Origin of the sequence: Aquabacterium sp. (genome assembly GCF_016195855.1) — a bacterium.
Lineage (GTDB): Bacteria > Pseudomonadota > Gammaproteobacteria > Burkholderiales > Burkholderiaceae_C > Aquabacterium.
The window spans coordinates 131,122-151,451 of the sequence record NZ_JACPYU010000008.1 but is presented as its reverse complement, the minus strand read 5'-3'; the positions used below and the strand labels follow the sequence as shown (position 1 = coordinate 151,451).

The 20,330-nt window shown below is 60.7% G+C and carries 22 protein-coding genes; 2 read left to right on the top strand and 20 right to left on the bottom strand.

Annotated features, from left to right (window positions below; genetic code table 11):
* From HY019_RS08020 to HY019_RS07995, 6 genes are all read right to left on the bottom strand, one after another.
* Complete coding sequence (locus HY019_RS08020; RefSeq protein ID WP_290690083.1) at positions 1–744, bottom strand: hypothetical protein; 744 nt, start codon at positions 742–744, stop codon at positions 1–3.
* Complete coding sequence (aroA, locus tag HY019_RS08015) at positions 737–2,095, bottom strand: 3-phosphoshikimate 1-carboxyvinyltransferase (protein ID WP_290690081.1); 1,359 nt, start codon at positions 2,093–2,095, stop codon at positions 737–739. The genes HY019_RS08020 and aroA overlap by 8 nt, the downstream gene beginning before the upstream one ends.
* A gap of 43 nt (positions 2,096–2,138) precedes the next feature.
* Positions 2,139–2,924 carry a hypothetical protein gene (locus HY019_RS08010; protein WP_290690079.1) on the bottom strand — a complete coding sequence of 262 codons (786 nt, stop codon included), beginning with the start codon at positions 2,922–2,924 and terminating at the stop codon, positions 2,139–2,141.
* A 45-nt stretch (positions 2,925–2,969) separates the two neighbouring features.
* Positions 2,970–4,187 carry an aminotransferase class III-fold pyridoxal phosphate-dependent enzyme gene (locus HY019_RS08005; RefSeq protein ID WP_290690078.1) on the bottom strand — a complete coding sequence of 406 codons (1,218 nt, stop codon included), beginning with the start codon at positions 4,185–4,187 and terminating at the stop codon, positions 2,970–2,972.
* Between the two features lie 18 nt (positions 4,188–4,205).
* On the bottom strand, positions 4,206–5,033 hold the full coding sequence (locus HY019_RS08000) for a phytanoyl-CoA dioxygenase family protein (protein WP_290690074.1): 828 nt from the start codon (positions 5,031–5,033) through the stop codon (positions 4,206–4,208).
* Between the two features lie 241 nt (positions 5,034–5,274).
* Positions 5,275–6,177, bottom strand: coding sequence for a DMT family transporter (locus tag HY019_RS07995; protein WP_290690072.1), 903 nt, complete (start codon positions 6,175–6,177; stop codon positions 5,275–5,277).
* 20 nt (positions 6,178–6,197) lie between these two features.
* On the opposite strand from HY019_RS07995, the gene trpR reads away from it, so the two are divergent.
* Positions 6,198–6,476, top strand: a complete 279-nt coding sequence (gene trpR, locus HY019_RS07990; protein ID WP_290690070.1) for a trp operon repressor — start codon at positions 6,198–6,200, stop codon at positions 6,474–6,476.
* Between the two features lie 6 nt (positions 6,477–6,482).
* Here trpR and HY019_RS07985 read toward each other — a convergent pair whose 3' ends face one another.
* The 9 genes from HY019_RS07985 to HY019_RS07945 form a co-directional block, all read right to left on the bottom strand.
* The gene (locus HY019_RS07985) at positions 6,483–7,397 is read right to left on the bottom strand and encodes an alpha/beta hydrolase (RefSeq protein ID WP_290690069.1); all 915 of its coding nucleotides are present in this window, start codon (positions 7,395–7,397) and stop codon (positions 6,483–6,485) included.
* A 10-nt stretch (positions 7,398–7,407) separates the two neighbouring features.
* Positions 7,408–7,998: a flavodoxin family protein gene (locus HY019_RS07980; RefSeq protein WP_290690064.1), complete on the bottom strand. Its 591-nt coding sequence runs from the start codon at positions 7,996–7,998 to the stop codon at positions 7,408–7,410.
* 44 nt (positions 7,999–8,042) lie between these two features.
* A complete protein-coding gene (locus tag HY019_RS07975; RefSeq protein WP_290690060.1) occupies positions 8,043–8,735 on the bottom strand; it encodes an iron-containing redox enzyme family protein in 693 nt (230 codons plus the stop codon).
* An 18-nt stretch (positions 8,736–8,753) separates the two neighbouring features.
* Positions 8,754–9,266 (bottom strand): hypothetical protein, encoded by a 513-nt coding sequence (locus HY019_RS07970; RefSeq protein ID WP_290690058.1) that lies wholly within the window; start codon positions 9,264–9,266, stop codon positions 8,754–8,756.
* Complete coding sequence (locus HY019_RS07965) at positions 9,263–10,681, bottom strand: AMP-binding protein (RefSeq protein WP_363302532.1); 1,419 nt, start codon at positions 10,679–10,681, stop codon at positions 9,263–9,265. The genes HY019_RS07970 and HY019_RS07965 overlap by 4 nt, the downstream gene beginning before the upstream one ends.
* A gap of 9 nt (positions 10,682–10,690) precedes the next feature.
* Positions 10,691–11,275, bottom strand: a complete 585-nt coding sequence (locus tag HY019_RS07960) for an aminodeoxychorismate/anthranilate synthase component II (protein ID WP_290690054.1) — start codon at positions 11,273–11,275, stop codon at positions 10,691–10,693.
* The gene (locus tag HY019_RS07955) at positions 11,272–12,756 is read right to left on the bottom strand and encodes an anthranilate synthase component I family protein (protein WP_290690052.1); all 1,485 of its coding nucleotides are present in this window, start codon (positions 12,754–12,756) and stop codon (positions 11,272–11,274) included. The genes HY019_RS07960 and HY019_RS07955 overlap by 4 nt, the downstream gene beginning before the upstream one ends.
* A 287-nt stretch (positions 12,757–13,043) precedes the next feature.
* Positions 13,044–13,661, bottom strand: a complete 618-nt coding sequence (locus HY019_RS07950; RefSeq protein ID WP_290690051.1) for a methyltransferase domain-containing protein — start codon at positions 13,659–13,661, stop codon at positions 13,044–13,046.
* A gap of 25 nt (positions 13,662–13,686) precedes the next feature.
* Entirely contained in the window at positions 13,687–14,028 is a 342-nt protein-coding gene (locus tag HY019_RS07945; protein WP_290690048.1) for a zinc ribbon domain-containing protein YjdM, read from the bottom strand.
* Between the two features lie 79 nt (positions 14,029–14,107).
* Between HY019_RS07945 and HY019_RS07940 the strand changes: the two genes are divergently transcribed.
* Positions 14,108–14,533, top strand: a complete 426-nt coding sequence (locus tag HY019_RS07940; protein ID WP_290690046.1) for a DUF1810 domain-containing protein — start codon at positions 14,108–14,110, stop codon at positions 14,531–14,533.
* A 39-nt stretch (positions 14,534–14,572) separates the two neighbouring features.
* Here HY019_RS07940 and HY019_RS07935 read toward each other — a convergent pair whose 3' ends face one another.
* From HY019_RS07935 to HY019_RS07915, 5 genes are all read right to left on the bottom strand, one after another.
* On the bottom strand, positions 14,573–15,088 hold the full coding sequence (locus HY019_RS07935) for a hypothetical protein (RefSeq protein WP_290690041.1): 516 nt from the start codon (positions 15,086–15,088) through the stop codon (positions 14,573–14,575).
* A 69-nt stretch (positions 15,089–15,157) separates the two neighbouring features.
* Positions 15,158–16,660 (bottom strand): 3-hydroxybutyrate oligomer hydrolase family protein, encoded by a 1,503-nt coding sequence (locus HY019_RS07930; RefSeq protein WP_290690036.1) that lies wholly within the window; start codon positions 16,658–16,660, stop codon positions 15,158–15,160.
* A gap of 44 nt (positions 16,661–16,704) precedes the next feature.
* Positions 16,705–18,183 (bottom strand): PHB depolymerase family esterase, encoded by a 1,479-nt coding sequence (locus HY019_RS07925; RefSeq protein WP_290690033.1) that lies wholly within the window; start codon positions 18,181–18,183, stop codon positions 16,705–16,707.
* A 128-nt stretch (positions 18,184–18,311) separates the two neighbouring features.
* Positions 18,312–19,352 (bottom strand): c-type cytochrome, encoded by a 1,041-nt coding sequence (locus HY019_RS07920; RefSeq protein ID WP_290690031.1) that lies wholly within the window; start codon positions 19,350–19,352, stop codon positions 18,312–18,314.
* Positions 19,353–19,487: 135 nt separating this feature from the next.
* Entirely contained in the window at positions 19,488–20,318 is an 831-nt protein-coding gene (locus HY019_RS07915; RefSeq protein WP_290690029.1) for a 3-keto-5-aminohexanoate cleavage protein, read from the bottom strand.
* Between the last annotated feature and the right edge of the window lie 12 nt (positions 20,319–20,330).

The following is a 20,330-nucleotide window of genomic DNA, read 5'->3' as shown; positions in this document are numbered from 1 at the left end:
TCAGACCCCGTGTTGCCGCTGCCAGCGAGATTGGAAGTGGATGTTGTGCATCAGGAAGGCGCACTCGACGATGTCCAGCACCGGGAGCCCGGTGGCAAGCCGGATATCCGCCGCCACCGCGCACAAGCCAGTCACCTCAATGAGGATCAGCCCCAGGTCCGGCTCGTCAAGCAGCATCTGCCTGGCCACGGAGACACCCAGGTCGCGCAGCGCATCTACCGCGCCCAGGTGCGCCGGGTCCACGGCAAGCTTGTTGAACACGGCGCTGCGGTTGATGCCGACAACATGAAAGTCAGCCGATGACAGGCCTGCCGCGCGGTAGTGTTCAGGGGTCAGGTAGGGCACCCCCGCCGTGATGACCCCGATCTTCGTCCTGGGGCTCAACATTCTTTGCCACATGGGCAGCATCAGCAGCGACGAGGTCAGCACAGGAATGCGCACGGCCTCGGTCACTGCACGCTGGAACACCACCGACAAGCCTGTGGTCGAGATCAGAAAGCGCACACCCCGCTTCTCGGCACGCACCGCTGCCTGGGCGAAGGCCTGGGCCATGGCCTCGGTCGGGTGAGCCACCACCGTCTCGTAGCGTGCGCCCGGCACACGCTCCACATGAACGTCGAAGGGGAAGGTCTGAGGGTGGATGAGGTTACCGGGCAGTTGCTCCAGCTCGTTCTCCCATGCCAGCACCCCCATGATCGGGCAGGCATCGTCCAGGGCCGACGTGGCCTCAAGTGGCTCAGACACCGAGTGCATCCACGAACTCGTCAGCCACTTCTTCGAACTGCACGCCTAGTGGCAGCACTTGCTGGAAGAAGTCGGGAAAGGAGTTGTGAACACCTTCATAGCCCTCCAGCAAATTGGCCTGACGACAACGAAGACTGGCCACGAACAGCGACAGGAAAATGCGATGGTCGCCCCAACTCGACAGGACAACCCCGCCCTCATAGGAGGCGCGCCCGCGGATCGTGAACCCGTCCAGCAAGGCATCGTCCGTCAACACGGGCTCGACATCCACGCCCAGCTTCCTGAGCTCTTCGATCATCGCCCTGATGCGCGGCGACTTGTGATAGCTCGTCACACTGGCGCCGCGCACCGTGAATTCACCCTCCACAAAGGCACCGATCGCACCCAGTGTGGGCAGGATGTTGGGCCCATCCTTGACATCAAATTCAAAGCGCCCCTTGAGCCTTCCGGTCTGATTGCGAATGGTGCAGACGGCTTGGACATCATCGAAATGCACGTCCAGCCCCAAGGCCTGTACCACATCGAAGATGGCGCGCTCGCCTTGCAGGCTGTGTGACCGAACACCCTGCAACCGGATTTCACAAGGGAACAAGGCGGCCATGGCAACGATATAGGACGCAGAAGTGCAGTCCCCGCCAATGACCACGTCGATGGCTTGGTACCTGGCGGGCTGGATCTCATATCGATGTTGCGGCTCGAGCGTGCCAAGGTCCACGCCCGCCTGCCTCATGGCCAGCAAGGTTTGCCTGATGTAGGAAGCTGACGCAATGTCGCCGGTCACGTTGAGCACAACGGGCTCCTCGGCCAATGGCAACCCCAACAGCAGGGCGGTCGTGAACTGGGAGCAGGTGTCGCCTGGCACACTGCAACTGCCCCCTCTCAGCGAGGAGCTGAGCATCCCGACCGGAGCCATGCCCGGCTTGCCCAGGTAATCAATGTCTGCCCCCAGGTTGGCCAGGGCATTGAACAACGGGTACATGGGCCGCTTCTGCAAAATGGAGTCGCCCGTGATGACCTGCTCCCCCGGGGCAAGCGCGGACACCACGCTCATGACGCGAAACGCGTATCCCGAACCATGGCAATCGATCACGGACGCCAGTGGCCGGGGTTTGCCCGCGACGCCTGTCACCTCCAGCCAGCCCTCGTGCTCGGTGATCGTTGCCCCCATCGAGCGCAACGCCGCTTTCGTCGCGTCTGTTTCGCTGCAGCGCAGATCGCCATGGATCAGGGATCTGCCCTGCGCCAGAGAGGCCGTCACAATGGCCCGCTGTGTTTCCGGCTTTGACGCTGGTATGCGAATTGATGCATTGGCAAGCGACCTGCTTGGATTCAGCTTCAAAAGTGTGCCCATACTCAAGCTCCGTATTGATGGTGTGTGTCGATCGACGTGCCGCTCACCAGGATGGGCAACTGAAGCGCCGGGCTTCATCAAGCGACAGAGGCCTGCGCTTTCTCCCCACCACCGCCGTGTACATCACGGGTTGCCCCGCGGAGTTCAGCCTGTGCCTGTATGCCTTCTGCTCGCAAACCTCAAGCAGGTCGGCCTGCATCAGGTGCCGCACCAGCGCGTTCGAGCCGTTCAGAAAGGCCTGCTCCGGTCGTGTGGCAAGTGCGCCAGACAGCACATTGAAGGCCACCAGCCCACCGACGGGTATCGCGTCGTAGACCGTCGTCCACGCGTCAACGGGAATGACGTTCAGCGAAGACACGCAGATCAGGGCCGTCGGCGCAAAGGCACGCAGCACCTCGACAGCGGTCTCGGACGGGTGAGCCATGTCCTCCACCAAATACTGCGCGTAGACGTGAGGACGATCCCTCAGCGTGGCCAGGCGGCCTTGATGCGTCACGTCGATGGCGAGCAACTGGCCCACACCAAGTTGGGTCAACCGCTCACCAGCAAGCCCGACGCCGGCACCAAAATCGAGTACCCGCTCCTGGCCGAGATCAAGCTGGCTTGATGTCATGCAATCCACCAGCGCATCGGGAACGACTTGGTGAGAAATGCCTTTGAACAGGTCGACAAAGATGGCTTCGTAGAGCCCCTGAATCTTGTAGATCTCGTCATAGTCGTGAAGCCACATCACGCGTTCTTGAGCGCCTCTGATGAACCTCACATACTCGTTCTTCTGCATTACCGTGGGGGAAGCGTCCCCCACTTCCACGACGAAGTCGCCACTCATGGTTCAAGCTCCATAGCAACAAGGATGACCAAGGTCGAAAAGACCTCACAAGACGTGCAGCTTCGCGTCGTCCTTGATGCACGCATACAAGGTCTCGAGCGCCTGCTCCAACTTGCGGGGATCGATGGTGATGGGTGGCATCAACCGGAAGCGGTCATTCCCCCATCCGCCCAGCGCAATGAGCACACCGCGTTCAAAACAGTCCCGCGCGATTCGCCCCGCATCGCCACCGACATAGCGCATGGACGCCGCAGGGCCGAGCACATGGGCATCGTCAGCGAGCCCCTCCGACGCCAGGCGCGCCGCGAAGGATTTCAGCAATTGCTCGATCGACTTGATCTGTGCCTGAATGTCGCTGGCATCGATGTATTGCGCCACGCTGTAGGCAGCAAAACAACCCAGCGCCGAGGGTTGGTAGGTGTGGGAGAAATAACCGCCACGGGCGTCAAAAGCCCGCTCCAGGGCTTGGTCATACACCATGGCAGCAAAGGGGAACAGGCCGTTGGTCATCGACTTGCCGAACAGCATGATGTCCGCCTCGATGCCATTGGCGATGGCATACGACAGGTGCCCGCACCGGTAGTAGCCGCACTGGACCTCGTCTGCGATCACGACGACACCATGTGCCCTGGCCTGAGCGCACAAGGACCTGATCCAATCCAGATCCAGCGGCAACATGCCGGAGGCGCCCTGGACGGGCTCGAACAACAGGCAGGACGTGTGCTCCCAATCGGTGAACGAGGCCCCCTTCTCGATCAGCTGATAGCCCCCCTGGACGGCACTGCCAATCATGGTGTGCTGGATCACGTGGTTCTTGGCGATGTCAGACGCGGCCAGCGCATCCACCGCCAGGCCATGGAATCCGCCCTTCACCGCGAGCACCTGACCTGGCCTGTATCGCTGCGCCATGGACACGGCAGCCGAGACAGCCGCCGTCCCCCCGACCTGGTACAGCACACGACTGTGAGGCCGGCCCAGTGCACTGCATAGCCAGGAAGCGAAGTACTCCGCCTCTGGTGGCGTGAAGAAAGATACAAGATGGGCGTGATACTGATCGAACGGGCGGATGTCGGGATTGCAGTGCCCGAAGTTGACCGCCGCATACGAACTCATGAGGTCGACCAGCTCCCTCGTCTCACCGCTCGCTGTCTGGATGACCACGGTCTCGTTGCGCGCGGACACCAGCCTCGCGCCGCGATCGTAATGGACAGTCGATTCCAGCCGGCTCAGTTGCTGGAGCTTTTCCGTGCTCAGTGTTTCCATGACTGTTTCTCCCTGCGTTCAAGATGTGGTGGCTGAATCGCTCATGTTGGTGACGACCTCGCGCCACAGTGCCTTCCTTCGTTCATCAATCGCCTTCTGGTACGCGATGGCGTCGGAGGAAAAGTTCTGGTCCGGCAGGACTTCACTTTCGAAATGACCATACCTGTCCGTTCCGCTGACCAGCAAAGCGCTGTCCCATTTCGCGCCGACCTGACGCATGGAGGGCTTGATGTAGACGAAGCAGATGGCAATGCGACGGTCGTCAGACTCGTTGACGCCAGAGGCATGAAACGTCGCACCGTGGTGCAGCGACATCTGGCCCGGGCGCAATGCCACATCCACGGCGTCGTCAACGGGCACGTCCTCTACCAGTTGCTGCCCCCTTGCCAGAATGCTGTTCTCGTTGAATGTGGCGACGTGCTGACGCACCCCGCCCTGATGAGAACCCGCCAGGAATTGCATGCAGCCGTTTTCCTTGGTCACTGGTGAAATGGCCAGCCATGCGGTCACGAGGTCGTCCGAGCTCAACCCGAAATACAGGAGATCCTGGTGCCATTCGACATGCCGCTGGGCGCCTGGCTCCTTGATGATGAATTCGCAGTCCCACAAGAGCAGGTCCTCGCCCAGCACGGCCCTGACCGGATCCAGCAACGCCTTGCGCGTGGCCAATTCATGAACCCAATCCAGCAGGAGGTAGGGCTTCACGACGTAATGCATGTTGCCGTGCTGGCTCTCCACGCCTTCCAGCTTCTTTCGTATGCCCGCCGCCTCTGACTCGGAAAGCACATCGATGGGAAAGACGAATCCATCTCTCTCGTAGCGAGCAGCGATATCTGATTTGGTCATATTGATCTCCACTGAATGACTTGAATGCGAAGAAACCCACGCCTCCGATGAAGCGCTACTGGCGGCTGCCAAAACGGCCCCCGCAAATTCACGATGTGAAACCCAAAAACAAATACAACAAGGCATCGCCGCTCACGATTGATTCTGGTGAGCGTGGCGCGCAGCCACAATTGCCAATACAAAACTGCACTTGTAAAATCACGCCCTCACAAAGGGCATGACAAACCAAAAATGGCTTTGTCTATTGACCGCTACCGGCCTGAGTTGCCTGAACAGCTCGCTCTGACCACCATCGATCCAGTGGCTTGAATTGCGCCAGGGCGACGCCGGCCAAAATGGCTGCACCGGACAAGGCAAGACGCATCGACAACTGCTCACTGATCAGGACGTGACTGATCAGCACCGCAAACAAGGGAACCAACAAGGTATAGGGTGCCAATTTGCTGACCTGACAACGATTGATCAGCCGGTACCAGAGATAGAAGCCGACGACACCACCAACGAACGACGCAAACAGAATGGACAGCCATGTCCGCACCGACAGCGCCTCCACATGGATGTTTGACCAAGGCTCGAAGGTGAAGGCCCAGACAGCCGCAAAGGGCAGCGCGAACAAGGCGGTCAAGGCATTGAATTGCAAGGCGTCAAAAGGCCCGTACTTCCTCGCGTAGACATTACCCAAGGCGAAGAGGCATGCTGCCAGGGCCACTGCTGAGGCCCCGAACAATGAGCCACCACTCAAGCCCCCCATCAAACCCACCACACCACAAAACGACAAGAGCGAACCTGCCACGGCAGATGGCGTGACGGCCTCCCCCAATATGGCCGCGGCAAACACGATGCTGGCCAAGGGACCTATCTGGTAGATCACCGCCGATGTTTGCGCCTGCACCTGGCTGATGCCCACATACAGAAAACCAAAATGCAAAACGGAGGACAGCATGCCGACCAGCAGAACGCCTTTGTAAGTCCCCTTTTTCAATTTGAAACCGGCGATCGGCAACAAGCACATCGCAATGATGGCAAACCGAATTGTCAACAATGTGAAGGGTGGTATATCGTGGGTAGCAATCTTCACTGCCACCACCTGCCCACCCCATAGAAGCATCACCAGGATGCAAGTCAAGACGTCAGCCACACTCATGGTTATCCAAAGGAATCAACTTGAACGAAAAAGAATCTTTTGAGCAACTTGTCGGCTTACTCTGCAACATCACCGACAAGGAAGAAATGCGCTGGTTTCTGGAGCGCCTGTTGACCAATGCAGAGGTTGACGACCTGACCTCGCGCTTGAGGATCTACGCTGCCTTGGCCACCAGCAAATACACACAAAGAGAAGTCGCCAAGCTGCTGGGCGTCAGCATCTCGAAGGTGACCCGAGGCGCCAGCAACATGCATTCGGATTACACGAAGGAGTTCTTTCGAAAGCGCTTCCCCGAGTGATCTGGATCAGGCTGCGTTGAGAAACCTCGTCACCTCCCGGATGCAGATATCCGGCCGTTCCATATAGGGCAGATGGCCACAATCCCTGACTTCAACCACTTGGGAATGAGGCGCGGCCTTCACCAGAGCGGACACGCTGGCGCCATGCAACAACTTGTCGTCACGCCCCCAGATCAACAAGACCCTTCCATGGAAACCTGACAGCGCGGCGCTCAAGCCGCCCAGTCCGGCGCGCCTCAAGCCGTGCAGGAGCATCTCCCTGTCCTCGATGTATTTCTCGTTTCTGCGTGCCAGATAGCGCTTCAAGGCCATGGGCATGGATGGCGGTTTGTTGAACAGCACTTCATACAGCGCGTCCATCTCCGCAACGCTGGAATAGGAAAAGGGATGCCTGCCCGACGTCAGAAAGGACGCCACCACTGGTGTGTGCTCATCGGCCGTCAAGCCTGCGGGGTTCATCAGGACCAGGGTCTCGACCCTCGATCCGCACTGAGCGGCCAGGTGGCCCGCTACGTACCCACCTATCGATGCGCCAATCAAGGTGAAGGACTGAACACCCAGCCGATCAAGCACGCGTGCGACATGGTTGGCCAGCCGTTCAGGCGTGCAATCGAGGTCCATGCGGCCACTGGTCCCCCCGCCCCCCGGCAAGTCCAGCGCAATCACCCGATGGTGCGCTGCGAGCCGCAGAAAGGGCAGCCCCCATTGGTACTTGTTCCCACCAAGCCCAGGTAGCAAGACAAGCGTGGGGCCCTGCCCCCCGATGAGGTAGCTCCATCTCATCCCGTCCACGGTCACCGTCGACTCCTGAAGCTTGCAGGCTTGTCGCAACCTGAACCTCATCAACGACAGCACTGCCGCCGGATACCCGGCCACGCACGCCACGCCCAATACCAAACCGATTGCAATTGCTGTCCACATGATTTGTCCTTCAGGCATACATGGGCGTGGCATCCACTTTGGCGTACTCCAGCTTGTGGTGCAGCTCCTCCATCCGGTCCAGCATGTCGGTAAGGGACTCCATCGCCTCCTGGTCGTGCGTGGCCTTGCCCAGCATGCCGAAGAACGTCGGCGGGAATCCGGAGCCGATCAACAGCATCTTGTTGAGCAGCACGTTCAACACAATCTGCGTGTAGACGCTCGTGTGCCCATACCGGCGCCCCACCACGACGACCCCCGCGACCTTGTCCCTCAATGGACGCTTCAAGGGGCGGAAGAACCCATACCCCACTCGTTCGAGAAACGCCTGGAAGCGGCTGTTGGTGCCATAGGCGTGCATGACGGGCATGTAGATGATGCCGTCGGCGCGCAACATGCTGCCAGCGATGTCACTGACCGAATCAGTCAACTGACAAACCCTGTTCTGGCACTTGTTGTCCGCATCACAGTACTGGATGTCATGCTCGGACAGGTAGACAAATTCGCATGCGGCCCTGCCCTGCATGTGTGTCTCGATGAGCCGGCAAACCTGGGCACTCAAACCGTTTCGCCGGTTCGAACCCACAATGATGCAAAGTCGCATGGAAGTCCCCTGCGAGCCCGGAACGCATGCTCCGGGCTCATTGATCAAGCCGCCAGCTTCAAATCGCCCTGCTGACGCTCAGCGTGCTCCAGGGCTACGCGCTCCAGGATCTGTCCGGTCAGGTAGAGCGTCGTGCGTGCCACGTTGACGATGTCTGCCTTCTCTTGCTCCGTCGGTTCGGCCGCACGCATGGCTTCCAGGACTTCAGCGGAGTGCCCTGCGTCGATCTCCGAATGGGCGACGAAGAAAGTCATGTTGGCATCAACAAGTTGAAGGTCCGAACGGAACTTCTTGAGCAGCGCATCGATGTGGTCGTAGCAGCTTTCGGCCCAATAGCTGTAGCCCAATCTGGCCACCGCGCCCTTTTCCATGGCGACCTGCGTCAGGTAGGCAATCAGCGCGGCCGTAGGCGGCAGCGGCCCATCCTGCAGGGATGCGTTGTCCAACAAGTCGATGCTCTTGAGGTCATGCAGCACCATCGCCTCGTGGCCCAATTCCTCCGCCGCGTGCTTGTACACAAATTTCAAAAGGCGACGACGCTCGGGGCTGGTGCGCAGCGCGGCAGCTGCCTGGTTCACCGAGTTGTAGCGTGTGTAGTGGTAGATCTGCTCCATCATCAGGCGATACAGCTCGCCAGGAACGGGCTCGCTCATCACCTGGGTCCAGAAGCGGCCAGCCTTGATAACGGCCCACTCACGGTTGATCGTTTCGTCCAGTTGCTTGATTAGTTCATTCATTTCGTATCCCTCTTTCGTTCATGTCAAATCCAGCTTGATCAAGGAGAACACCTTGCCCTTGATCGTGGGACACGCCAGCTCATCCGCGAGCAGCGTGGCCCCGACTCTTTCGTACACAGGCACCAGCTTGGGCGAGCACAAAGCGATGTAGCCCTTGGCCGCAGACCGCGCAGCCACACTTGAAAAGCTCTTGATCAAACCGGCGAGAAAAATCGACGATCCCCGCACCTGCTCTGCCACCACCAGGCGGTTCACGTCAAAGTAGCGGCGCATGCTCTGCCATGACGCGGGCAGCAGCGACAGCGACTCACCCAAGGTCAGGCCATGCCCCAGCGGTGTCAGCCGCACACCACCAACCAATGCCCCATCCGCATAGAAGCCCATCTGGAAAGAGCAGGCGTCCCGCAGGTCTTCCAGCCTCTCGTACTGAGGCTCGTCAGACGGGTTGACACCGATGTACTGGTCCCGCCACGCCTTGTATTGCCGCCAGTGACTGCTACCCACCGTTATCTGTCGGACCTCGATGTTCATGCTGTATTGAGGCGCTTGAGCAGATCACCGGTCACACCCGCTCCCTCGTCCTCTTGCGCTTCGCGGGTATCGATCAAACGAGCCGCCTTCCACTTGATCCACCCTCCCAGATTCACGTGCTCGGAGAGGTCTTCGACGCCCATCACCGTGCCGCTGCACCCCAGACGACTGGAGATGTTGGCACCGATGCTGTCGACCAGACTTCTCAATTCGGATTCGGGCCGGCCTGGAAGTTCAAGCTTGGCGATGATGGCGTCCTCGCCATTCTTGTGGGTGATGATGATCTGGTAGCCATAGCACTGCGTGACACCGGACATGATGGCCGCCTCGATCTGTGCGGCGGTGTAATCAACGCCATTGAGGGTGACGCTGTCCTTGACTCGCCCCACCACCTCCAACCGATACCGACGGTACAGATCGGCATGTCCGGTATCGGTCATGCGGACGACGTCACCAGTGCGGTAACGAATCAAAGGCTTGACGCCCGCAACCAGGTTGGTCACCACCAGTTCACCAATCTGGTCGTTGTCCAGCACCTCACCCGTCTTGGGATCCACGATCTCGAAGACATAGTTGGTCAGATGCGGCCTCAGCGTGTTGTCCGCCGTGGTCGAGGCAATGACGAAGGCCTCCTGCGATCCGTACAGGCTGTTGTAGATCTCGGCACCCCAGATGCTCTTGAGATTGGCGGCCAATTCAGGCGTGCACAACTCACCGGACAGCATGAATGCCTTCACGGAAAAGTCGCGCTTGGGATCCAGGCCGCGGCGACGTGCCTCCTTGGCCAGGGTCATGACCTGCCCAGGCGAGGTCGCGACCATGTCGATCTGCAGATCCTTCAACAAGGACAGGCACTTGTCAAAGCCGATCACCGGCGAGCCCGGCCAGGCCTTCACACTGCAAATGCCCAGATCCTTGGCGATCTCTTCCAGGGTGTCGCTGAATGAGTGGACCTCGGAGGGGCCCAGAATGCCGAGAATGGGCGCATGCTGGGCCGGAAAGTTCGCGGCAACCACGTCTTCATACGCAAAGCGCAACTGCAAATTGCTGGCGAAGCTTTCCTTCACATCCCTGGGACATGGCGTCGCGGGCCCGGTTGTGCCGGTCGTTTCGTAATAGAAGGCCGCGTCGCGGTATGTGCCGGACAACATGTTGCCCATCTGGATGCGCAGATCATCCTTCGTCGTGAAAGGAAGCCGCGACATCGTGTTCAAGCCGATCGTGCCGATATCCACGCCGGCCAGTTGCCTGGCGTAGAACGGCGACCGCGCCTGCACGTGTGCCAGCACCTGGCGCAGCTGATGCGCCTTCCAATCATTGAGTTGCGCCAGCGTCAGGCCACCTCTTCGGTAGCTGTTGGCGATTTCGCCAAATGCCGACTTGAACAAATCAATCTCTCTGCTTTTTTCGTACATGCTCACCTCTCAGGTATTTTTTCTAATGAAATTGACCAACATATCCATGCCTCGCTCGGTCCCCACGCTTTCCGGGTGGAACTGAATGCCTTCAATGGGCAAGCTACGATGGCGTATGCCCATGACATATTCGTCGACCTCCGAACGTGCCGTCACTTCAAGACAACTCGGAAAGTCGTCCTCGCTCAAAATGATCGAGTGATAGCGCATGACCTTCAAAGGTTCGGGAGCGAACCCATCAAATACGCCCTTTTGATCATGCACAATCGGAGATGTTTTGCCATGCATGAGTCTTTGCGCATATTGAGGTTTGGCACCAAAATACATGCCTATCGCCTGGTGGCCAAGGCACACACCCAAGGTTGGAACCCGCCCCGCGTTATGTTGCAGCAACTCCAGGTAGCCTGATTCTCCGGGGTGCCCCGGCCCTGGGCCCAGCACCAAAATCTGGCATCGATCTGGTCGAATCAATTCAAATCTGTTTTCGGCATCCTTGCGAACAACATTGACCCGGCAGCCCATGGCTTTGAAGTAGCCTGCCAATATGTGAACAAAGCTGTCATAGGCATCAATCAGTGTCACGGAGACCGTCATACCAATTCCTCCCCGGTCACCGCGCGGTAAACCGCACCCATCTTATGCAAGGTCTCCAGATACTCCCTGTCGGGCTCGGAATCTGCCACAATGCCGGCGGACGCCCTCAGGGAGTAAATGCCATTTCGGTGGACGGCCGTCCGGATGCAGAGCGCCGTATTGATCTTGTTGACCCCGACACCCAATACACCCACGGCACCTGCATATAGTCCTCGGTCGCTGTCCTCATTTTCCTGAATGATTTCCATCGCCCTGATTTTTGGGGTTCCGGTCATCGTCCCAGCCGGAAATGACGCTGCGATGACATCATATTTATCCTTTTTCACATCGAGTTTTCCGCGCGTCGTGGAAACCATATGCCAGACATGTGAATACTCTTCGATTCCCATCAAATCTGAAACTTTGACGGACTCGGCTTGGCTGACGCGATGCAGATCGTTGCGACAGAGATCGACCAGCATCATGTGCTCCGCAACCTCTTTTTCATCCGACCTCAAATGCCGGGCTGCGGCGTCATGGTTCAGGCCGTCCTTCTTGCCCAGCGTGCCAGCAATGGGGCGCATCAGAATATCGCCCTCGTCGATCCTGACGAACAGTTCGGGACTCGCGCCAACCACCGTGCGCCCATCCACCTCGAACAGATACATATAGGGCGACGGGTTCGATATCCGCATGCGCTCGTACACGACCTCGGGTTCAGCGGGCGAAACCACCTCTATCTTCTGCCCGATCTGAACCTGGTATATGTCACCAATCCGGATGTGCTCCAGGGCGATGCGCGCCTTTGAAAGGTATGAATCCTTGCTGGTTTCACGGTTCACCGCTATCTTGACCGGCACCTGCGGCATCTCGGTGGCTTGCGACTGTGCGTCCTGAACCATACCCATGACCACCCGAGCCAACTCGGCGGCATCGGGGACGCGAGCCTTGCCGGGCGCGTAGGTCAGGATGCTGAAGCCCTGCTCCATCAGCGTGATGATGGTTTCATACAATTTAAGTTGAATTCGTGGGGCAGACTCGGCCTTGGGCGCATCCCCTATGCGTTCAACATAATGAATCGTGTCATAGGAAAAATAGCCAAACATCAGCGGACACATCCCGGACCGGGATGCAGGATAGGTCATCGCCTGTTCGATGTTTCGCAATACATCCCAGATGGCCCCATCGCCTTCAAGCGGAATTTTCATGATTCCGTCATGAATCTGATATGAACCCTTCAAACCCGCCATTAATCCGTTCAGACAAGCCTCGTCCGCCTGAAGTTCAACGTGACCTGCATAAGCACTGATGGTCAGGAATGGCGCCACGCCCACCATGGAAGTTCTGGCGTCGACAGCATTTCGCCCCAGAGATTCGAGAAGGAACACCTCATCCCGATCAAATTGCTTGCGCAACCTGGCGTAAACAGGGTACGCAAAAGGACGAAGGTCGATACCGTCAATCGACACCTCCGTGTAATCGTGGATGTTCAGCGTAAGCATTCCCGTGGACTTTCTTTTGTTTGTACTGCTGTACCGGTACGATAGTACAACAAAGCGCTATAACCCCCGGGAGGAGGTGTAAGAGTTTGCAAGGAACCTGGGAAAGAACGACCGCGCTGTGGCGGTTGAAACCCAGCTGCCCAGGAATGAGCCACGGACAATTCAACGGGATCGAGGCCTATCGATCAGGGGCCCAATGAGTGGCCCAGGGTGTTACGCGCCGACACCAAGAACGTGCCTGCGAACCTCACGCATCCGGCTGCGCGAACGGCGGCGCAGCCCGCGGATCAGCGCCGCACCAGCTGCACCGCCAGCTCATGCCCCTGCGGCAGATGGGGGTGGCGTACCTGGTCATAAGGCGGCTTGGGCCAGATCCAGCTTGACTCTGGCAACAGGACCCGCATGGCGTTGATGTCGCAGTGGTAGGGGGGCCCTTCGATGAGGCCTTCCTGGGTTGCGGCCGGGCGCACCATCTGCATGAACAAGGCAAACAAGCTGCCGCCTGGCCTGACCCAGCTCCCCAATTGCTGCGCGTAACGCAACCAGTTGTCGGGGTGGATGGCGCACAGGCAGGTCTGCTCATAGATGGCATCAAAAGGCTGCACTGGCGTGTAGCTCAGAACGTCGGCCTGCACGATGCTGGCCTTCACGCCGGCGCGCTCGCAAGTGGCTCGGGCCCCTTCGACCGCGGCCGGGGTGTAGTCCAGGCCGGTCACCTCGAACCCGCGCCGGGCCAGCTCGGCCACCTCCCAGCCGTTGCCACAACCCGGCACGGCAATCCGACAGGGCTGCAACAGCCCTTTGTCCAGCCATGCCAGCAACTGGGCACTTGGGCCGCCTCGGTCCCAGCCCGTCTGCTTGCTTTCGAATCGAGCCTGCCAGAAATCGGAGGTGGGTCCGGCCATGGTGCGGTCCTTGTTGCTTTGTCGATCAGGCCTTCTTGACGAACTCGGTCTTGAGCTGCATGGGGCCAAAACCGTCGATCTTGCAGTCAATGTCGTGGTCACCGTCGATCAGGCGGATGTTCTTGACCTTGGTGCCCACCTTGACGACCGAGGACGAGCCCTTGATCTTGAGGTCCTTGATCAGGGTGACCGAATCGCCATCTTGCAGCACGTTGCCATGGGCGTCCTTCCAGACGCGGGCCTCGGCCGCGGCTTCAACCGGCGCGTGGGCGCTCCACTCGTGCGCGCAGTCCGGGCAGATGAACATGTCGCCGTCCTGGTAGGTGTACTCGGATTGGCATTTAGGGCAGGACGGCAGGGTGCTCATCGGGGGTTCCTCTTCTATAGTCGGCAAGGAGTCTACCGCGTGGCTTTCGCCAGCCCGGCCAACATGCGAAGATCCAGCCATGCTGGACACCAAGCTCTTCCTGCAAGCACAGGCCACCTGCATCGACGCGGTGTACGCGGAGCTGGGTGCGGGCAAAAAGATGAGCCACTGGATGTGGTTCGTCTTTCCGCAGCTTGCGGCGTTGGGCAGGAGCCAGATGGCGGTGCGCTATGGCCTGGCGGACCTGGCCGACGCGCAGGCCTATCTGGCCCACCCTCTCTTGCGCGAGCGGCTCATGCGCTGCACGCAACTGGTCACCAGCCACCCGGGCAAGTCGGCCCACGAGATCATGGGCTCGCCCGATGAGCTCAAGTTGCGCTCATGCATGACGCTGTTTGCCTTGGCCGACCCACATGAGCCCTTGTTCAAGGCCACGCTGGATCAGCTGTATGCAGGCCAGCCTTGTGGATTGACATTGCAGGCCTTGAATGCCACCTGGCTTTGATGGCCCTGTATCAGTGGGCACCGGCAGGCATGCACCGCCTCAGGCCAATCGGGGCGTGACAGACAAGGCCTTGGTCAGGTCTTTCAGAAATCGGTCTCGCTCTGCATCGGTCAGTTGGTCGGTCAAGCGGCTGACGTCTCGGACAATGTCCTCCTTGGAGGGCGCCTTGGCATCCTTCAATTTCTGGATGTCAGCGACCATGGCTTCGAATTCGCCCAACTTCTTCTGGTCAAGCTGCTTGCCCTCGGGCGTGTTCGCGTAAGTGGCCACCATGGGCGTCAACACATCCAGGATGCGCCCCAATTGCCTGCCATAGCTGTAGTTGATGCCGATGTCCCGCTCCAGGCGAGGGTTGGCGGAGTTGACCGTGTTGATGTTGAACAAGCCGATCTGGCCGACCGCCTCTCCCCAGGCACTGATCCATTGCGACACGTCGCCCGAAAGCGGCAGCTTGTTGTGGTGCAAAAGGCTTTCCAGCCAGTCGACCCAGGCCTGACCCAGCTCGGTGCCCCATTGCGGGTACATGTTCATGCTGACGATGGCTTCCCTGTTCATGCTTCTCACCTCTGTTTGTGATCAAAACGATGTCCGGGCGGCTTGCATTTCCTGGGCCACCCGTGCGCATCATGGCCCCACCAGGTACTCGGCGCAATGGCCAGGTTGCTGGGGCGTGGATGCAATGGCGCCCCCCCTGGCAATGCATTGATCGGGTGGAAGGGCCCAGCCAGACTCGACGTGCGACACCAGCAGGTCAAACGCCCGCTGCGTGTGCGGCAACAGGTATTCGAGTTGCGGGTAGAAGGCCTTGTAGCTCTCGATGTGGTTGCCGTTCTGTACCTCGTACAGTCGGTAGCTGCCCTGGCGATGGCCGGCCGCGCGCCCCGAACCATCTGGCAGCCTGGCGCGCACGGCCCGCGCATAGGCCCTTGCATGGTGATCAATGGGCAAGAGCGCATCCATGGTGCCCACCACGGTCACGAGGGGCCGCTGGATGCCGCCCGTCGTGGCGATCCGGCCCACTTGCTGCCCCATATCGGACACGGCCTGGCGCCGGTAGTAGTCGTAGTTGGCCAGGCCCGCACCATAGCTGTCATAAGCCGGGTCCAGCCGCTTTTGCCATTGGCACAAGGTCAGCTCCCAGTAGGAGGCATCGTGCCGCTGCCAGAACGAAAGACCACCGGCCGCCGTGCTGGCGATGTCGGGGGGGTAGCCCGCGCTGCGGATGTTTCTGGCTGCGGTGCTGTTGGCATCCTGGCCATTGCTCACGTAATCGGGCATGTTGAGCACCGCGCGTGGCAGGTCGACCAGCAGGTTGGGTGCTTTCTGGTCCACATAAGTGCCTTCCACATCGACGCCGCCGTCAAACAGCTGCGGGGCTTCTTCGATGGCCCGGCGCACCTGGTAGCCCCCATTGGATGTGCCGACCGCATAGGTGTAGTGCGGGCCTTGCCCGAATGCCCCCTTGATGCCCAGTCGGGCCAGCCGGGCAGCCTCGATCATGAACTCGGTCCAGCGCGTGAAGGCCTGCCCGGGGTCGTCATCGTAGAAGTGCACGAAGATGCCGGATGTGGGGTTCAGCCTGCAAGCCAAGGGGTCACTCGCCTGGCTGATCTTGAAGTTCAAGGTACCTTTGTTCTGCGAAGCGTAGGCATAGCCCTTCTGGACCACGTAGTCACTCCAGGCAAAGTCGCCGTTGTACTCGCTGCGCTGCGCTGAAGCCCCGGCCACCACCAGGCGGCCGTTCCAGTTGAAAGGCAGGCGCAACACGAAGCGCGCCTGGCCTAATGGGTCGGTCGCGATGCGTGCGCTGATCTGCAGGCCCGGGACGACCGTGTTGATCGGAGTTTTGACGGGCGGCGTGGACACCATGTCCACCAGCACGGCCCGGTCGGCCCTGGGGGTGAAAGCCGAAGGTGGCAAGCCAGGCAGGGCATTGTCTGCCGGGGTGGTCTGCGGGTTGGTGGTGGTGAGGTCCGGGCTTTCCACGCAGACCGCATCGGCCAGTTGGTCAGCCAGCACACGCATCACCTGGGCGCAACTGGCACGCGGTGGCGAGGCCTGCGCCGCCGGCAGTGCGCACAGGCTGGCAACAAGAACAAGCGCAACACGGTGAACATGGCTTGGCATGGCGGTCCTCCAGATTTGGGTTTGATGGTTGACGGTTCAGCGCATCAAGGTGCGCAGCCTGCCGGTGGACTGACGTACCACCGCCCTGGATCGCCTTCGTACAGCGTGACGCTGGACCAGAAGCTCCAGGCAAAACCGATGTCTTGCCCATCACCGCTGGCGAGTGCGCGCAAGCCGAACCACCCGCCTGATCTGGCGCGCTTGGCACCGATGTGGGCTGCGGGCGAGCTGCTGGCCTTCGCGCAACTGCTGCTGGGCCCTACCACCACGGCGCGGCTGGCAGAGGCGGTGTGGCCTGCACCGTCGGTGGCGCGGTAGGTACACGTGTACTGGCCTGCATGGCTGGTGTCCACACTGCCGCAATCGGCATTGACACTCAGGCTCGCGCCTTGGGCATCTGTCGCGGTGGCCCCGGGGTCGGTGAAGGGCTGCCCGATCTGCAGGCGCAGCGGGTTGGGCCCCATCAGGGTGATGCGAGGCTGGTTGGGCAGGGCACGCGGATGCCGCGAGAAGAAGTCCCAAACGATGTCCGGGTAGCTGGGGCCACGTTGCAAGGACCACTTGCCGTTGTGCCCGCTGGCACCACCGATCCAGTAATGGCCATGGTCGGTGTCATCCGGGTTGGGCGTGGCGATCGGGCCATCGTAGAAGATGGTTTCAACGATCGAGCGGCTGCCGCTTTGCCCGTCCACCGTGTAGCGGGTGTGCTTGCAGGCATCGTCATCACCAAACACGGGTGTGCAGGCGGTCTGGGCGGCCTGTGCGGTGGTGGGTGTGTCGTGCGCGGCGTCGCCAAAGGCCTTCAGCTGGGCATCCCGGATGTTGCGCCCCGCCGGTTGCACCACAGTGCAGTCCTTGTTGTTCTGGAGCACCATCATCGGGATGGCATAGGCGTCATTGAGCTCCGTCCGCATGTCGCTGACCACGCGCGCCACGGTGTGGAAGGTGGCCGAGCCCGGACAGCCAGAGAACGACACGGAGGCCGAGTCCTCGCCATAGGGCAAGCCGGAGGCACTGGCCGATGCAGCCCAGTATTCGTTGTGGGTGACGGCCACCACCACGCTCATGGCCCCGCCCGAGGACAGCCCGGTCACATAGCGGCGAGCCGGGTCCACGCTGAAGCGCCCCTCCACCTCCTTGGCAATCTGATGCAGGTCTTCGGGCTCACCCGCCCCCTGATGGCGGTGCCCATCCAGCCAGAAGCCCCAGCAGTTGGTGTTGCGCAAGCCGTCATAGCTGGTGATGAAGGGTGCCACCAGGATGAAGCCGAAGCGGTCTGCGGCCGCGGTGAGGCCCCAGTCCTGGAGCACGTCGTCGTTGGTTTGCTGGCAGCCGTGCAGGGCCATGACCATGGGCGCAGGCGTGGTCAGGCCCGATGGCACGTAGACCTTGTACTGCCGATCTCGCGAGCCCTGGTAGCTCTGTGCGTGGAAGGTGAAGGATTGGGTGCTGCCTGCCCAGGCCGCGAGGCTCAGCAGAAACAAGCACACCCCGTACAACCCGCGCTGGAAGATGGTTTGCATGATGGGTCAAGGCCGCAACAGATGGGTTCCGTCAGCATCGGGGACTGACGGAGTGCGCCATCGTACGAACAGCAAGCCTGACTGAACAGCCCTCCTCGTGCTTCAAACTAGGGAGGTGGGTCCCACGCTTACTTGGCCGGCTTCTTCATCAAGCTGTCCTTGAGCTTCTTCATGTTTTCTTGCAGCGGCGGATAAGGGCCGAAGCGGTGCTGGTCGGCCGAGGCGCCATCCACGTAGGGCGGAAAGGCGGCATCCACGGGTTTGTTCCAGCGCGCCGGGAAGTCACGCTCGGTGTGGGCCTTGAGGGGGCGATCATGGCTGAGCACGAAGGCGGCCACGTCATAGGCTTCGTCGTCCGTCAGCTTGGGTTGTTCGTAACCCGTGCCCAAGGGCATGTTGGCCTTGATGAAGGCCGCGGCAGTCAGCAGGCGGTTCATGCCGGCACCATGGTTGAACGAGTCCTTGCCCCACAGCGGCGGGAAGGTGTAGCCGGTGGCGCTGCCCACCGCACCCGCGCGGATGCCTTGCCCTTGCTGACCGTGACAGGCTGCGCAGTTGTCCTGGAACAGCTTGCTGCCGGCCACGGTATCGGCACGGCGGTTGGGTGCGGTGAAGGCCGGCAGGCCCTGCCCTTCCACCTTGCTGCCCACCGGTATCCCCTTGGACAGGAAGTGCATGTAGGTCACAAAGGCCTTCATCTCGACGCTGTCAAGCGGCAAAGGCTTGCCGGCCATGCTGCGCTCCATGCAGCCGTTGACGCGCTCTTCCAGCGTGCTGATCTGGTCTTCACGGCCGCGGTATTGCGGGAAGGTTGCATGCGCCCCCACCCAGGGAATGGCGAATTTCTTGGTGCCCGAGGCCTCGTGACAGGAGGCGCAGGTCAGGTTGTTGCCAGCAAAGCGCATCTTCGGGTTCTTGACCTCGGGGCCGATGAAGGCGAAGGTGCGGTCGGTCAGATCCTTGCCGTATCGGACCAGGCGGCCATAGTCATCGTCAGGCAGGCGGGAGACGTCGTAGGCCTCGACGGGGCCGACACTGAGCTTGGCAGGCGAGGCAGCGGGCGCGGGCGTGGCCGGGGTCGAAGCAGCAGAGGGCGTCGAGCTGGCCACCTGGGCCTGGGTTTGAGCGTGCAAGGTGCCCGCGGCCGCAAGCAGGATCAGTGAAAGCATCTGAGATTTCATTTGGTCTCCTCTGGGATGCGCCATTCAAGCGCGCACCCAGCATACCCGCCAGGGTATGAAGACGCAAGGCGGCCAACCCAGGAACCATGCAATCCGCACGGTTTTGACGGGTACGCGCTGGCGTCAGGCCACTGTGTTGACCGCCGTCATGCCGAGGATGCCTCTGGCTTCGTCAGGCGTGGCCACCGCCCTGCCCAGTTCGGCCGCGATGCGGGCCACGCGCGCCACCAGCTGGGCATTGCTGAGCGCCAGTTCGCCCTTGCGGTAGTAGATGTTGTCTTCAAAGCCGACGCGCACATGCCCGCCCAGCATGATGCCCATGGTGGCCATGGGCAACTGCGCCGGCCCGATGCCCGCCACCGTCCAGGTGCCCCCTGCCGGCAGCTCGGACAGCAGGTACATCAAGGCCTGCGGCGTGGCCGCCATGCCACCGGGCACACCCAGCACGAAGTCAAAGTGCGCGGGACTTGGCAGTTGGCCCTTGGCCAGCCAGCGTTTGGCCGTGGCCAGCATGCCGCTGTCGAAGATTTCCAGCTCGGGCTTGACGCCTTGTGCACGCATCTCTGCGGCAAACAGCGCGATGTCCTCAGGCAGGTTGAGGAAAACGTCTTGCCCGAAGTTCACCGAACCCATGGACAGCGTGGCCATCTCTGGCTTCAAGAACACGGGCGCCAGGCGCTCCCGCGGGGTCATGCCGACGGCGCCCCCGGTCGAGATCTGCACGATCACATCGCAGCGTCTTTTCACCTCGGTCATGATCTGCTGGTAGACGGCCTTGTCCTGCGTGGGCGTGCCATCGGGATGGCGGGCGTGCACATGCACGATGCTGGCGCCGGCCTTGGCGCATTCGGCGGCGGCCATGCCGATCTCTTCGGGGGTGATGGGCAGCGCGGGTTGCTGTGCGCGCGTGACCTCGGCCCCGGTGAGCGCGGCGGTGATGATGAGCTTGTCCATGGTGAGGCTCCC